The 15,924-nt window shown below is 40.6% G+C and carries 13 protein-coding genes; 6 read left to right on the top strand and 7 right to left on the bottom strand.

Annotated elements, in window-relative coordinates:
* Positions 1 to 5 precede the first annotated feature (5 nt).
* Complete coding sequence (locus tag E6C50_RS13445; RefSeq protein WP_136403747.1) at positions 6 to 776, top strand: enoyl-CoA hydratase/isomerase family protein; 771 nt, start codon at positions 6 to 8, stop codon at positions 774 to 776.
* Position 777: 1 nt separating this feature from the next.
* Positions 778 to 954 (top strand): hypothetical protein, encoded by a 177-nt coding sequence (locus E6C50_RS17755; RefSeq protein WP_168732822.1) that lies wholly within the window; start codon positions 778 to 780, stop codon positions 952 to 954.
* 56 nt (positions 955 to 1,010) lie between these two features.
* Here E6C50_RS17755 and E6C50_RS13440 read toward each other — a convergent pair whose 3' ends face one another.
* Entirely contained in the window at positions 1,011 to 1,634 is a 624-nt protein-coding gene (locus E6C50_RS13440; RefSeq protein WP_136403746.1) for a 2OG-Fe(II) oxygenase, read from the bottom strand.
* 91 nt (positions 1,635 to 1,725) lie between these two features.
* Between E6C50_RS13440 and E6C50_RS13435 the strand changes: the two genes are divergently transcribed.
* Both E6C50_RS13435 and E6C50_RS13430 read left to right on the top strand, forming a co-directional pair.
* Positions 1,726 to 2,178, top strand: a complete 453-nt coding sequence (locus E6C50_RS13435; protein ID WP_136403745.1) for a 6-pyruvoyl trahydropterin synthase family protein — start codon at positions 1,726 to 1,728, stop codon at positions 2,176 to 2,178.
* A 4-nt stretch (positions 2,179 to 2,182) separates the two neighbouring features.
* Entirely contained in the window at positions 2,183 to 2,944 is a 762-nt protein-coding gene (locus tag E6C50_RS13430; RefSeq protein ID WP_136403744.1) for a UDP-2,3-diacylglucosamine diphosphatase, read from the top strand.
* On the opposite strand, the gene E6C50_RS13425 is transcribed toward E6C50_RS13430, so the two are convergent.
* From E6C50_RS13425 to E6C50_RS13410, 4 genes are all read right to left on the bottom strand, one after another.
* Positions 2,938 to 3,393 (bottom strand): hypothetical protein, encoded by a 456-nt coding sequence (locus E6C50_RS13425; RefSeq protein ID WP_136403743.1) that lies wholly within the window; start codon positions 3,391 to 3,393, stop codon positions 2,938 to 2,940. The two genes, E6C50_RS13430 and E6C50_RS13425, sit on opposite strands and share 7 nt — an antisense overlap.
* A 127-nt stretch (positions 3,394 to 3,520) precedes the next feature.
* Positions 3,521 to 4,465, bottom strand: a complete 945-nt coding sequence (locus tag E6C50_RS13420) for a bifunctional riboflavin kinase/FAD synthetase (RefSeq protein WP_136403742.1) — start codon at positions 4,463 to 4,465, stop codon at positions 3,521 to 3,523.
* A 101-nt stretch (positions 4,466 to 4,566) separates the two neighbouring features.
* Complete coding sequence (locus tag E6C50_RS13415) at positions 4,567 to 6,603, bottom strand: M43 family zinc metalloprotease (protein WP_136403741.1); 2,037 nt, start codon at positions 6,601 to 6,603, stop codon at positions 4,567 to 4,569.
* A 162-nt stretch (positions 6,604 to 6,765) separates the two neighbouring features.
* Positions 6,766 to 8,844: a T9SS type A sorting domain-containing protein gene (locus E6C50_RS13410; RefSeq protein WP_136403740.1), complete on the bottom strand. Its 2,079-nt coding sequence runs from the start codon at positions 8,842 to 8,844 to the stop codon at positions 6,766 to 6,768.
* A gap of 325 nt (positions 8,845 to 9,169) precedes the next feature.
* On the opposite strand from E6C50_RS13410, the gene E6C50_RS13405 reads away from it, so the two are divergent.
* Together E6C50_RS13405 and E6C50_RS13400 are read left to right on the top strand one after the other, a co-directional pair.
* Positions 9,170 to 11,851: a zinc-dependent metalloprotease gene (locus E6C50_RS13405; RefSeq protein ID WP_136403739.1), complete on the top strand. Its 2,682-nt coding sequence runs from the start codon at positions 9,170 to 9,172 to the stop codon at positions 11,849 to 11,851.
* 118 nt (positions 11,852 to 11,969) lie between these two features.
* Positions 11,970 to 14,672 carry a reprolysin-like metallopeptidase gene (locus E6C50_RS13400; RefSeq protein WP_136403738.1) on the top strand — a complete coding sequence of 901 codons (2,703 nt, stop codon included), beginning with the start codon at positions 11,970 to 11,972 and terminating at the stop codon, positions 14,670 to 14,672.
* Between the two features lie 56 nt (positions 14,673 to 14,728).
* Here the strand turns inward: E6C50_RS13400 and E6C50_RS13395 are convergent, their stop codons facing one another.
* Together E6C50_RS13395 and pth are read right to left on the bottom strand one after the other, a co-directional pair.
* On the bottom strand, positions 14,729 to 15,247 hold the full coding sequence (locus E6C50_RS13395) for a hypothetical protein (protein WP_136403737.1): 519 nt from the start codon (positions 15,245 to 15,247) through the stop codon (positions 14,729 to 14,731).
* Between the two features lie 40 nt (positions 15,248 to 15,287).
* Positions 15,288 to 15,911 (bottom strand): aminoacyl-tRNA hydrolase, encoded by a 624-nt coding sequence (gene pth, locus E6C50_RS13390; protein WP_136403736.1) that lies wholly within the window; start codon positions 15,909 to 15,911, stop codon positions 15,288 to 15,290.
* Positions 15,912 to 15,924 lie beyond the last annotated feature (13 nt).

Raw genomic sequence — 15,924 nt, 5'->3', positions numbered from 1 at the left:
TACGCATGACAACAGACAGACAAAACGGTTCTTTATACACCCGAATTGAAAATAAAATCGCCTTTGTGGAATTTGGTCATCCGGCCAGCAACTCTTTTCCCGGCGAACTTTTACAACGCCTTACCGACGAATTGAACATCTTAAGTACGAATTCCGAAGTTTCGGTAATTGTATTACAAAGCGAAGGCGACGGTGCTTTTTGTGCCGGTGCTTCATTTGACGAACTACTCGCCGTATCCAATCTGGAAGAAGGCGCAAAATTCTTTTCGGGCTTTGCAAACGTGATCAATGCGATGCGCAACTGTTCCAAACTAATCGTTGGACGTATCCACGGAAAAGCCGTAGGCGGTGGTGTTGGATTGGCCGCGGCCTGCGATTATGCCCTTGCTACCGAACAAAGCGCGATTAAACTTTCGGAATTAGCGATTGGAATCGGACCTTTTGTAATCGAACCGGCCGTTTCCCGTAAAATCGGAAAAGCCGCATTGGCCGAAATGACCTTAGCCGCACACGAATGGAAAAATGCTTATTGGGCGCAGGAAAAAGGATTGTATGCGAAAGTACTCGAAAATGTTTCCGATCTGGACAAAGAATTGGATTTATTTGTCTCGAAATTAGCCAGCTATAATCCGGAAGCCTTATCCGAAATGAAAAAAGTGTTGTGGGAAGGAACCGAAAACTGGGACACTTTATTATACGAACGTGCCGGAATTTCCGGAAAACTGGTTTTATCCGATTTTACCGTAAACGCACTGAATCAATTTAAAAAGAAATAAAATGAGGGCTTTATTCCTACTGCTACAAGTTAATATTGAAGAGAAAATCCAGAATGCACCCGATAAAAATTATGAAATCGGTGTCTTTATTGGCTCGTTGGTTCCGTTTGTAGTACTCGCCTGTATTGCCTATCTGATGTATTACCGCGCGAAAAAAAGGAATAAAAGCAACTCTTAAAAAAACACCTGACAGGTTTTCGAAACCTGTCAGGTGTACTATATAGGTGTTTTTAATTATCGGGTTCGCAACCAGCCGGTAATACTTAACCGCGGTTGTTTTACGGGTTTTACCTCGTGTTCCAGCACCTGACTTTCAAAAATAACCACACGTCCTTTTACCGGGTAAATCGTTTCGGTTACTTCTCCGTCCTCTTTATTGATATAAATCGCCAGTTCACCACCATACTCCGGTTGCCAGTCCTGATCGTTCAGATAACATACGATTGACAACTTTCGTCGGTCGTCATTCTGAAACGTATCCAAATGTCTTTTATAAAACGTTCCTTCCGGGTAATAGGCATAATGAAACTCCTTATCACGGATTCCCATAAAACACGTCCGATTCAGGTATTCTATAAAATCATTGATCTTATCGAAATAGGCTTTTTCGGCCGGATTACTTTCGGCTTCATTCAGCCAGAAAATAAAATCCCCACGAACGGCTGTTACGATTTGTTCGTTGGTTTGATTTCCGATAGCGGATTTTTTAAACTGGTCTTCTTCGTATTTGTGGCGTAAACTTTCTCGCAAGGCCATTACCTCGTCATCCGAGAAAAAGTGATCAGCAATGCTGAATTGTTGGTTTAACAAATCGTCGATGATTTGTTCGTATAGTGGATTCAATTGGAAATCGCTCATACTCTGTTATAAAGTGGCAACAAATATATGACAAAAGTGAAATTCGATCGCTTAAATTTATTTACTAAATTTGCAATCTAATTTCTACAGGATGAGTAACATCAGAATCACCAAACAATTTACTTTTGAAACCGGTCATGCGCTATATGGCTACGACGGCAAATGCAAAAACGTACACGGACACAGTTATAAGTTATCGGTGACGGTAATTGGTACTCCGATCACGGACAGTTCGAATGTAAAGTTTGGCATGGTCATCGATTTTGGCGATTTAAAGCATATTGTAAAAGAAGAGATTGTAGATGTTTTTGATCATGCTACGGTTTTCAACCAGAATACGCCGCATCTTGAATTGGCGAACGAATTAAAAAACCGTGGTCACCATGTCATTTTGGTCGATTATCAACCAACGAGCGAAAATATGGTCATCGATTTTGCTTCAAAAATCAAAAACCGACTTCCGAAAGGCATTCAATTGCATTCCCTACGCTTACAGGAAACGGAAACTTCATTTGCAGAATGGTATCAATCGGATAATCTGTAGGCTTATGAACATTCCGTTAAACAAAAAAATATATTTTGCCTCCGACCAACATTTTGGTGCGCCAACTCCGGAAAAAAGTTTTCCGCGGGAACAGAAATTTGTGGCCTGGCTGGACCTGATCAAAAAAGACGCTGAAGTACTTTTCCTACTTGGCGATCTTTTCGATTTCTGGTTTGAATACAAAACAGTTGTCCCTAAGGGATTTATCCGGGTTTTGGGTAAACTGGCCGAATTGCGCGATAGCGGTATTCAGATTTATTTTTTTGTGGGTAACCACGACTTGTGGATGTACGATTATTTCGAACGGGAATTAAACATTCCGGTCTATCATACGCCACAGGAATTCACCTTTAACAATAAGCTATTCCTGATTGGTCACGGTGATGGTTTAGGTCCCGGCGATAAAGGTTACAAAAGGATGAAAAAAGTCTTTACCAATCCGTTTTCGAAATGGTTGTTCCGTTGGTTACATCCGGATTTGGGCGTACGCCTGGCACAATACCTTTCGGTAAAAAACAAACTGATTTCGGGCGCCGAAGATGTAAAATACCTGGGCGAAGAAAACGAATGGTTGGTACAGTATTCCAAAATGAAACTGCAATCGAAACGATACGACTATTTCGTTTTTGGGCACAGGCATTTACCGCTCGAAATTACGCTTTCCGAGACGGCCAAATATTTCAATCTTGGTGACTGGATTCATTATTTTACCTACGGTATTTTTGACGGAGCCACTTTCGAACTGAAAAAATTCACCGATCAATGATGATGCGGTCTTGGTTTTAGGACTTTACCATGCCAATATTGCATTAATAAGATACAACCTACTACAGAGGATGCAATTCCTTCAAATAGTAGTCCGATACAATATTCGTTTACTTTTGGTTTTCCACCTACAAACAGGAAGCCATCTGAAAGACGCGCCAGATACGGTTCGCCGCCTCGTATATGGACATAAACAATAAGCGCGGCCACACTGACTACGATACCGATTACACAGGTTTTAAAACTTGAAAGCATATTGTTCAGGTATTCGGTATTGCCATCTCTGAAATTTTCTTTGATGGTTCTGTTGGCACCATAGAGTACAATTACCGCATTAAACAATCGCAAATACAATTTATCGGTTAGTCCTAATAGTTCCATGATCAGGAAATATAGCGCAATTCCGATAAAAATAACCATCCCGTTTTTAAATTCTCTTGACTTAAACATAATCGTAAATTTTAAAGTGAGACATGGATTTTGTCTTTGAAGCTAAAAAATGAATAGTTTCAGCCTCAAGCACTTATCAAATTTACAAAATTTTAAGCCTGGTTATTTTAATTTAGCAAATTAATCGTTAAAGTGATTTATTTTCTCTTTCTAAAAAGTAGTTTTTAGCCGTTTGCTTATCCAGCGCCAATTGCTTTTTCAGATCGTCGAGGGAAGGGAATTTTTGTTCGTCCCTGATTTTTTCATAAATGGAAACACTTAGCTTTTGTCCGTATAAATCACCATCAAAGTCCAGGTAATTCACTTCTACGGTTAACGCTACCCCATCTACCGTTGGACGCACTCCGATATTCATCATCCCAGGCACAAACTGATCATTAATTATAGACGACACGATGTAGACCCCATTTTGCGGAATCAGCTTGTAATCTTCTTCGATTTTAAAATTGGCAGTCGGAAAATTGATGGTTCTTCCTAATTGATTTCCTTTTACCACTGTTCCGGTAAAAAAGTAATCATAACCGAGGTACGAATTGGCCAGCGCCACATTTCCTTCGGCCAATGCATTTCGTATTTTGGTCGAACTGATCGACACATCGTCAATTTCCTGAGCCGAAATTTGTTCCACTTCAAAACCATACTCCTCCCCAAAACGAATCAGGTCATCAATGGTTGCCGTTCTGTTTCGTCCGAATCGATGATCATGACCGATAATTATTTTACAGATATTAAACTGATCGACCAGTATGTTTTTCACGAACTCTTCCGCTGTTAACCTTGAGAACGATTGATCAAACGGATGAATAATCAAATTTTCGATTCCGAATTCGCGAAGTAAAATAATTTTCTCATCAATTGTATTCAGTAATTTAATATCCGAATCCTGTTGCAACACCATCCTTGGATGTGGAAAAAAGGTCAGCAATAAACTTTCGGCCTGCATTTTTTTACTACTGGCCATTACTTTTTCCAATATACTTCTGTGTCCCAAGTGGACACCATCGAACGTTCCCAGCGTAACTACCGTTCTGGTATTCGTTTTAAATTCCTGAATTGATGAAAATACTTTCAATGGATTGATTTTGATTCGCAAATTTACATGTTCCCGTTTATATAAAAAAAGAGGATGGCAATAAAACGACCCTCATTGAAACAATAATTAGAGTATTCCTTTTAATTTTTTACGAATTTTAATATTTTCAAACGCCCTGATTTGTTCAGTCTGACAAAATAAATACCGACACTCAACCCGGAAACATCCATCGTTAAATCGTTATCCGTTCGAACATCAACCCGCAATAATTCCTGTCCCAAGCTATTAAACAAGCCCATGTACTCCGGCAATCCGATTGCGGAAGGAAGTGAAATTGTTATTTTTTCGTTCGATGGATTCGGGTAAAGACTAATTGCTCCTGCCTGATCGGCATCATCAAGCCCAGCATTCAACTTATCGATTTTAAAACTATGTTCGTCTTTCGTTTCAAAAACGCCCCCTTTAACTATAGGGATATGATTTACTGTTTCTATAGTATAATAGCCCGCCCCGCCTCTTCTGTTGTTAATTCCGTCATCACCGAGATCATACATCCTAAAGGTATAACAACCGCTTTCCTGCAGTTTCCAGTTTTCTACAATAGGAGGATCAAGTGGATTTGGTTTAAAGCCAATCCATCTAGGCGTATTCCTGTAAGGCCCACCCGAATACAATACGGTTCCAACACTATCGGTCAATGCCCAGGTTGTTTCCGCTCCAAAATAATCTCTTCGAAGTGTAAATATCAGTTCATCGGCAGTATAACTGGTTGCAAACGTTTTCCCTATATCATTATTTCCGCTATATTCATCAGCTTTGTCATTTACGGTTTTCAGACTCGCATAAAACGTATGTATACCCGGGGTGCTATTTTGTTCCGGAAGATTTATGGTAACCGAAGCATTACTATCCAATGTTCCGATCCAGTTATAACGCTGTTCATCCGCTTCGTCTATTCCAAAGATTATGGTTGCACTAGTGATGGTTTCACTCCCATTATTCTTCAAAACGACAGAAGGCACAACTGTATTTTCACATTTTAGCATCGCCAACTCCTTCATACTAATAGCTGCTTCTGTTTGAAGATATAAGGGTACGCAGGCATTTGAAAAACGCAATGCCGAACGCCGGGGTGCATGGTACAAAACAGCCTGCATTCTATATTTTTGATCCCGGGTAAATATATCCATGCAAGCATCTGTTGTATAGTCCATATAATTTTCGACCATGTCTATACCTGGAGAATCCGGACAGGAATCCACTCTCTGATCTTTACAATATGACTCGTTAGGTCCCGCTGCTAAGGGAGTATCGGCACAAAAATCATCTACATCACAACCGCCATCACCCCATATATGGCGCAATCCCAACCAATGCCCAATTTCATGGGTGACTGTTCGGCCACGATCATACAACAATTGATAGGTCCCATCCGGATAAATACTTCTGGAACCAAAAGCGCTATAATTTATTACGATACCATCTGTATTCGCTATTCCATAATGCTCTTTGAGTCCGGTTAATTTCGAAGCTGAAGGAGGCTGCGCATACCCCAACTGTTTCGACCATTCTCCTGTTCCTTCAATATTGAGTACCCAAATATTAAGATAGCGTTCCGGATCCCATATTGTAGCTGGTTTTAACACACCCTCCACTTGTTGTCGCGATGTATAGCCAGACACACCTGTATTTACCCTGTCGATTCCATTAGTCGGCTTATTATCGGGCGTTCGCTGCGCCAAACAGAATTCTATTTCGGTATCCACGCCAACCGGATGCTGATTATAACCCGGCGTGTTGATTTTCCGTCTAAAATCCTGATTGAGCACCTCGATCTGCGACAACACCTGAGCCTCGGCAATATTGGAACCAACTCCCTCTTTTTGTCCGTTGTGAATTATATGAACCACTACCGGTATTCTGATCACACTACTTGTCCTACTGCTTATCCCCTTATCCGCATGCTGTTTTACCTGTTCCACCAATGGAGACAACCACGCTTCAAATTCGTTTGTTGCGGCTCGCCCCGTATTTTTAAGCTGTAAAAAAAGTTCATTTTCTACCGTATAACATCTCGCATATCCTTCTTTGTTTTGCTGTATTATATCCTGTGCCTTCTCTTCGAAAGGCAGTAACAACAAAATCAAAAAGAATAGCTTTCCTCCTATTCTCTTCATTTTATTCGTTTTAATTCACAAACCAAATGTTGTAAATATAACAAACAACCTATGAATTTTGATATAAGAAACTTCCAATTAGGTTTACGAAATCCTGTCTTCACAAAAAAAGCTGCGGGTTTTACCCGCAGCTTTTCGATAAGAAATAACCTATATTATTTTTTAGCTTTTAATAAATTTGATCGTTTTAACACTACCCGATTTAGCCACTTTAATAAAATACACCCCGTTGCTTAAACCATTCGTATTAATCGTTAAATCGGCTGTTGCCAATACATTTCGCTGTAATACTATCTGTCCCAGGCTATTATAAACCACATAACTATCCGGTAAATCAGCTCCATCCGGCACCACGATATTTAAAATTTCTCTTGCCGGATTTGGATAAACCGACAGCGCATTGAGCATGGTAAAATCGTTCGTTCCTAAAGCATTTATACGGAACGCTTTGGACTCTGACTCTCCAAATTGTCCACCAGAGGCAATAATTGTCCCTGTTGGTGTTTCGATACGGTAATATCCATTCCCATAATCACAACAAAAACCATCCCCATAATCATCAAAAATCGAAAATGTATAACAGTCGTTACTTGCCAGCGTCCAGTTTTGCGTAATCAAAGCCGGCATACTCGGATTCGAATCCGTATAACCACCGCCCTGATACAAGATTGTTCCTGCACCATTTTTCAGATTCCAACTGGTTTCAGAACCCCATCTATCCAATTGCAACTTAAATACCACCTGGTTGGATCCGTAATTTTCCGGCGTAGATGGCATTACAGTACCCGTAGCCGAATTGTTCGAACTTCTCTGATCGGTCACTCCATTTGCCGTTACCACCGTTACCGTAAAAGGCACCGTTGCCGTTACCGTAACCGGAATACTTACCACAGCATAAGCATTTGGCGCTAATGACCCCGTCCAGTTAAAAGGTGTAGCCGCACCACCATTTACCGTATAATTCAATCCGGCCGACGTTAATGTGCTGGTTCCTCTGTTATACAACAATACTTTTCGCATGGTTTGTGATCCGCTGCCACAGGCCGCACCTAAAATAGCCGTACAATCGGTATCCAGAATTACTTCTGCATCATTCGCAAAAAGCGCAATCGGCTGATCTTTTGTCGACAATTTCAATTCGGCTCTGCGCAATGCATTATTCATCACCGCCGTAATCCTTGCCTTCTGATTGTTGGTAAAGATATTCATACAGGCATCATCGGTATAATCCATATAATTTTCGATCATATCCAATCCCGGACTCGACGGACAAGAATCCGTTCCCACCGGACATTCGAAATTAGCATCCGAAGCTGCCGGCGTATCCGGACAGTAATCTTTAAAACTGTCGGTTCCATTAACCGTACAACTGCTGTTATCTCCCCAAATATGACGCAATCCCAACCAGTGTCCTACTTCGTGTGTCATGGTTCTACCTTTATCATAAGGTGCAGCCAACATAAAAGTACCGTCATTATAATCGGAGCTACCAAAAGTAGAATAATTCGACACCACCCCATCGGTAGTTGCGGGGCCTCCATCAGTATCCAATCCGCCTAAACCGGAATTCGAAGGAAACTGCGCATAACCCAACAAGGTATCGTCCAAAAAGTTCACCGACCACATGTTTAGATACTGCGTTGGATTCCATATGGTTCCCGGTTTCAGGATTCCTTCGATATCGTCTTCCGACCAGGCCTCTTTACACATATTTACACGATGGATACCGTTTGTAGGATTCCCGTTCGGATCCTGTTTTGCCAATGCAAACTGAATCATGGTATCGGCACCCACCGGATTTGAATTAAATCCCGGAGTACCCGCCAATCTGCGGTAATCGTTATTCATAACTGTAATCTGCGATATTACCTGTGCATCCGTGATATTCGGCGCCACACCCAATGCCTGACCGCTATGAATTACGTGAACCACCACCGGAATGGTAATTACCCCGCCCACTTCCGAACGATTGGCTTTTGCCTGCTCGACCAAAGGAGCCAACCAGGCTTCGAAAGCTTCAGTAGTACTTCGCTTCGGATTATTAGCCCTTAAATAAGCCTCATATTCATCGGTTGCACAGCGTACAAAACCATTTTTAGGATTCACCGACGTCGACAACGCTGGTTTTCCAAAAAGCTTAGACTCTTTTTTTCGTTGAACCTCCTGAGCGAATGTGTTAACGGAAAACATTCCCGCTATAACACAACACCCTAAAGTTGTCAATAATGTAGTTTTTTTCATAATATTCTGGTAAGAATTATTTAACCTGCAAAATTAAATATTATTTTTTCATATAAAGCAACCTTAAATCCATAAAAAGCAAAAATAAGCGCAATTAAATCACACAAAACACGATTTAATCATCGTTTTTTAACATTACCCACTTGAATTCCATATTTTAAAACACTAAAAAATATACAGTAGCAATTACCAAATTTGACTATAATATACAATATCAATGCTTTTAGTTTGTCGTTTTTTGTTAAAAAAAGGAAAAATCTTTTTTTTTTATATAAATGGTGTACTTTTACAAAACTTAACTGTTTAACAACCTAAAATCCCTCAGATGAAAAGAAAAATACTTTTGTCTTTCGCATCAGTATTTGCTATGTCCGTTGGCTATGCCCAAAATGGCCGATTATGGACCCCTGCAAAACAAGAAAGAGTAGTTATTTCACAAAAAGCACAGAGAGAATCTTTCCCTACTAACTATTCTCTTTATAACTTAGACTTCAGCAGCTTAAAAGCAGAGCTTTCCAAAGCACCTAGTCGTTTTTCCAACAATTCGGATGTAATTATTTCCATCCCGAATGCAGACGGAAAAATTGAGAAATTCAGAATTTACGAAGCTTCAAACTTTGCTCCGGAATTGCAATTACAATTTCCGGATATTCGTTCTTATATCGGAATCGGAATTGACGATCAATATGCACAATTACGCTTAAGTATTTCCCCTGAAGGTATTCAGAGTATGGTATTCAGAGCCGATAAAAAAGCGGAATTCATGGAGCCATATTCGGCAGATTCTAAAACATATGCGCTTTACACTTCGGCAAGAGAGAAAGGAAAACTTCCTTTTAACTGTTCTACACCGCACGAAGAAGTATTAAACAATGAATTATTACACAAAATCAACCCATCGCAACAACTTTCCAACACGGGTCAGTTAAAAACGATGCGTTTGGCTTTATCCTGTACAGGAGAATACACTACTTTCCACGGTGGTACGGTTGCCGGAGCTTTAGCGGCTATGAATGCAACTATGACACGTGTAAACGGTGTATTTGAAAAAGACCTTGCTATACATTTAAACATTATTGCCAACAACTCGTTAGTAATTTACACCAATGCAGCAACAGATCCTTATTCTGACGCAACAGCTGGTGCGGGTGGTGCATGGAATGCCGAATTACAAAACAACTTAACTGCTGTTCTTGGTAATGCTGCCTACGATATCGGACACTTATTTGGTGCTTCCGGAGGTGGTGGTAATGCAGGATGTATCGGATGTGTTTGCGTAGACAACAGCAAAGGTAGTGGTTATACTTCACCTTCTGATAACGTACCAATGGGAGACACTTTTGATATCGACTATGTTGCACACGAAATGGGACACCAATTAGGAGCCAACCACACGTTCTCACACAACATCGAAGGAACAGGTGTAAACGTTGAACCGGGATCAGGATCCTCTATCATGGGATATGCCGGAATTACCGACTACAACGTTCAGGCACATTCTGATGACTATTTCACATACAGAAGTATCTTGCAGATTCAAACGAATATGGCTGGTAAATCTTGTCCGGTAACCACTCCAACAGGAAACCAGGCTCCGGTTATCAATGCCGGATCAAACTATACAATTCCAAAAGGAACAGCTTTCGTATTGAGAGGTACAGGAACAGATCCGGACGGAAACCCATTGACTTACAACTGGGAACAAAATGACACTGCTGTTTCTGGTAACACAGGAGCAAACAGTGTGGCATCGCCAACAAAAGCGACTGGTCCAACTTTCCGCTCTGTAGCACCGTCTGCAACACCGGTACGTTATATGCCTGATTTTGCTACTGTATTACAAAACAAATTAACGACTACATGGGAATCGGTATCTGATGTAGCCCGAACCCTTAACTTTACCCTTACAGGAAGAGATAACGTAGCCAACGTAGGCCAAACAAACACGTCTTCAATGGCTGTCACTGTTAACGCTTCTGCAGGTCCGTTTAAAGTGACATCTCCGGCAAACGACAACGTTTCATGGACACAAGGTTCTACACAAACGATTACCTGGGATGTTGCCGGCACAACCGCTAACAACATCAACACGGCTAATGTTAACATCTTATTCTCAAGCGACAATGGAGCAACATTTACTACTTTAGTAGCCAATACTCCAAACGACGGTTCACAGGCAATCACCGTTCCTAACGTAGCGGCTCCATACTGTAGAATTAAAATAGAAGCTGTAGGAAACATTTTCTACGCTTTATCAAAAAACATTTCTGTAGGATATACTGTAACGGTACAAAAAACATGTACGGATTACACCAGAACATTTGCAGCAGTTGAATTACCAACAAGCTATACCGGATACGGCATTTCAGTTCCGGACAACTATACAATTTCTGATTTCAACATCAAAGTAGACATCAACAGCTTAAGAACAAGTGATTTGAGCTTAGGTATCGCCCTTCCAAACACTTCAACCATTAACTCTTTATTCTTTACAGGAGGAAACTGTTTAGCATCGATCGGTAACTTAAAAGCTACTTTCGACGATGACGGAGCCAACTTCAGTTGTGCTGCTACAGCAACGAACCAGACGTACAAGCCAAGTTCACCATTAAGCGTATACGAAGGAATGAACTCTGGAGGACAATGGATTTTTGCTGCTAAAAAAGCCAATGCATCAAGATCGGCAACCTTAAACAGCATCACTTTCCAATTCTGTAAAACAGAAACATCGGTAACCCTTGGATCTGAAAGCTTCAATTTACAAGATTTCAACATCTACCCGAACCCGAATACCGGAAACTTCAATGTGGAATTCAAATCGAATTCTAACAACGAAATCAAAGTAGTTGTTCACGACATCAGAGGTAGAGAGATCTTCAACAAGTCGTACCAAAATTCAGGTTTATTCAACCAGAATTTACAGCTAAACAATGTACAAACCGGAATTTATCTGGTAACGGTACAGGATGGTGACAGAAAAGAAGTTAGAAAGATTGTTATAGAATAATCCCATTCAAAAAGCCTCAGAAAACACTTCTGGGGCTTTTCCATTTATAGCAAGCTTATTTAAAAAGAGTACATTTCAATCCGAACCTTACAATTATTAACTATAAATCAAATAACTAATGAAAAGAAGATTACTATTCGTAGTATCGGCCTTATGCCTCGCAGCATCGGGCTATGCCCAGGGTTCTCTCTGGACGAAAGTCAAAGAAGAGCGAATCCAGATGTACGAAAAGATGGAACGCGCTTCTCAGCCGCAGAAATTTGAAGTATTTTCACTTGACCTTCAAGCGATGAAAGCCAAGCTAAAAAATGCTCCTTTGCGCGATGTTTCCAATGGCAATTCTGATGTTGTCGTAGCATTCCCTAACCCACAAGGAAAACTGGAAAACTACCGTATTTTCGAATCTCCGGTAATGGAAGCCGAATTGGCAGCCAAATATCCTGGTATTAAAACCTATATTGGTCAAGGTATTGACGATCCAAGTGCGACTATTAACTTTAGCGTTACCCTTTTTGGTCTTCACACCATGACCTTATCAGGTGTAAATGGCACTTCGTATATCGACACCTACACCAAAGACCTTAACAACTATATTGTTTATTCCAGAAGCGAACTAACCACAAATCGTTCTTTTAGCTGTATGACAGAAGACGACGCGGAAGAAGTAGCCGGACGTGTACTGAACAATAGTGCAACTGCAATGGCAACCGATGGAAAATACAGAGTATACCGTCTTGCTATGGCCTGTACTATCGAATATGCTGCTTTCCATGTAAATGCAGCCGGATTAGGCAGTGGTACAACTGCACAGAAAAAAGCAGCAGTATTGGCCGCTATGAACGTTACTATGGCACGTGTTAACGGTCTTTACGAAAGAGACATGGCCATTCACATGAACCTTGTAGCCAACAACGATGTAATTATCTTTATCGATTCGGATAACTTTACAAACGACAATGCCAACATCCTAATCAACGAAAGCCAGACGGTAATTGACGCCAACATTGGTGCAGCGAATTACGACATCGGACACACTGTAAGTACAGGTGGTGGTGGTTTAGCACAGTTAAACTCCCCATGTACAAGCAGCAAAGCCAGAGGAATAACAGGTTCACCTTCACCGGTTGGAGATCCGTATGATATTGATTTCGTAGCACACGAAATGGGGCACCAGTTCGGAGCAACGCATACTTTTAACGGAATTGGTGGTAACTGTACTACTTCAACCCGTAGTGCCGGAACAGCTGTAGAACCAGGTAGTGGTAACACGATTATGGGATATGCCGGTATCTGCCCTGGAGTTGACGTTCAGAACAATTCAGATGCCCACTTCCACGCGGTAAGCATTGCACAGATGCAAACATTTGTAACAACAACCGGAACCTGTTCTGTTACCACAAACAACGGAAACACTGCACCGGTAGTAAACGCCGGAGCGAACTACACGATTCCTTACGGAACTGCCTTTATTCTTAAAGGAAGTGCAACCGATACACCAGGACAAACACTAACATACTGCTGGGAACAGACCGACACTCAAATTTCAACACAACCACCGGTAGCAACATCTACAACAGGACCGAACTTCCGTTCCTTCCCTCCAACAACATCACCAAACCGCTATATGCCTCGATTTGCAGACGTATTAGCCGGCAACCTTACACCAACATGGGAAGTAGTACCAAATGCAGCCAGAACGATGAATTTCGCTTTAACGGTACGTGATAATGCAGCACCAAACGGCGGACAAACCAACCGTGGCAACATGGTAGTAACATTTGCCAACACCGGACCATTTAAAGTAACTTCTCCTGCTACAGCAGACGTTACCTGGACGCAAGGTTCTTCGCAGACCATTACATGGAACGTAGCCGGAACTACAGCAAACGGAATCAATACTTCTAATGTAAACATTTTATTCTCCAGCGACAACGGAGCTACATTTACTACTTTAGTAGCCAACACTCCAAACGACGGTTCAGAAGCGATTACCGTTCCAAACGTAGCTTCTCCAAACTGTAGAATTATGATCGAAGCCGTAGGAAACATTTTCTATGCTTTATCTCCAAATATCGCAGTTGGTTATACTGTAACTACAACTTGTAATACCTATACCGCTAACCCTAACACTACTATTGCAGGTTCCGCGCAACCGGCATGGGCAATTCAGGGTACTGTTAACGTTCCGGATAACGTAACGATTTCTGATCTTAACTTAAACGTGAACATCACACACCCAAGAATCAACGATTTATATATCGGTTTATTAAAACCAGGTGCTACAACAGTAGGGGAAATCCGTATCGTATACCAACAAGGTTGTTCTACATTGTTTAGCAACATGAACACTACTTTCGACGATTCAGGAGTAAACTTAAACTGTTCTGGTATCAACACCGTTGGAAACGCTTACAAACCATTAAACACGTTAGACATCTACAACGGACAAAGTTCTTTAGGAGGATGGAGACTTGTTATTGCTGATTTAACAGTAGCAAACAGCGGAACTTTAAACAGCTTCGGTGTTAACATCTGTTCCAGAACGGTAACATTAGGTAGTGAAAGCTTCGGATTACAAGATTTCAACATCTACCCGAACCCGAATAATGGAAACTTCAAAGTTTCATTTAACTCAAATTCGAGCAACGAAATTAAGGTTGTATTACATGACATCAGAGGTCGTGAGATCTTTAACCAATCTTACCAAAATGCAGGTTTATTCAACCAGGATATCCAGTTAAACAATGTTCAGTCCGGTATTTATATCGTATCTGTTCTTGACGGAGATCGCAAAGAAGTAAGAAAAATTGTTATCGAATAAGACAATTTTATATCCACAAAAAAAGAGTCCCACTTGGGACTCTTTTTATTTTAACCTTATTTTACGACCGTAGCATTTACTTTCGTATACAACTGCGGCACTTCGTCTACTTTAAAATCGAGACCAAAGGTTACATGACTTTCCTTTTGCGACAAATTCAGTGTTCCTTTACTAACTGCAAAAAAACCCGCCTGTCCGCGACAGAAACAATGTCTTCCAAACAACATCTTAACATTTTCCAATTGCGCATCTTTCAATTTAAGATCAAAAACTCCATTATCGATCTCAAACACAATTTCCTCCTTATGTTGTCCGTCCTGTAATCCTTCTTCCGTATTGCGATTGTATTCATAAATAATAACGGATTTATTATCACTATCTACCAGTTGATAAAACAACTTTCCAATACCGTCAATTTTTTTATCCATACTCTTGTTTTTAAGCAATTGGATAGTACATTTCCCATCGCTTGGACATTCGGAGTTGATTATAGTTGTCATATTACTTTTATTTGGATTAGCGGTATCGCAAAACGACATGGTCAACAATACCGGGATGAGCAATAATTTCTTCATACGTTAAATATTTAGTGATCAAACAAATATACTAAAAGTATTACTTTCCGTTAAAAGTATTCATAGTGATATCCAGACCAGACAAGGCAAAAGAACGGATTGACTCCACTGCAACATCCAGTCGTTCCGGAAGTTTATTCTTTTCTTCTTCACTCCATTCTCCCAAAACATAATCGACCTGCTGCCCTTTTTTAAACTGATCACTAATTCCAAAACGGAAACGCGGGTACTCAACTGAATTGAGTACTAATTGAATATTTTTAAGCCCGTTATGACCGCCATCACTCCCCTTAGCTTTAATACGGATGGTTCCAAACGGCAGGTTAAGATCATCGGTAATCACAAATATATTTTCTTTTGCAATTTTCTCTTTATCCATCCAGTACTGAACTGCTTTTCCACTCAGGTTCATATACGTATTCGGCTTTAACAAAAACAAGGTACGCCCTTTTACTTTATATTCGACCATACTTCCCAGTTTAACAGTTTCGAACGAAAGACCTTCCTTTTTTGCCAGGTGATCCAAAACCTTAAACCCAATGTTATGGCGTGTATTTACATATTCGGCTCCTATATTTCCCAGGCCTACAATTAAAAACTTTTTCATCGGATCTGTATTTTCTTCTATTTCTTTTTTCCGGAATAACCAGTCAATTATTTTCATGTTGTAAAAGTAA

Origin of the sequence: Flavobacterium supellecticarium (assembly GCF_004801375.1) — a bacterium.
GTDB lineage: Bacteria > Bacteroidota > Bacteroidia > Flavobacteriales > Flavobacteriaceae > Flavobacterium > Flavobacterium supellecticarium.
This window is presented reverse-complemented; position numbering and strand designations above follow the sequence as displayed.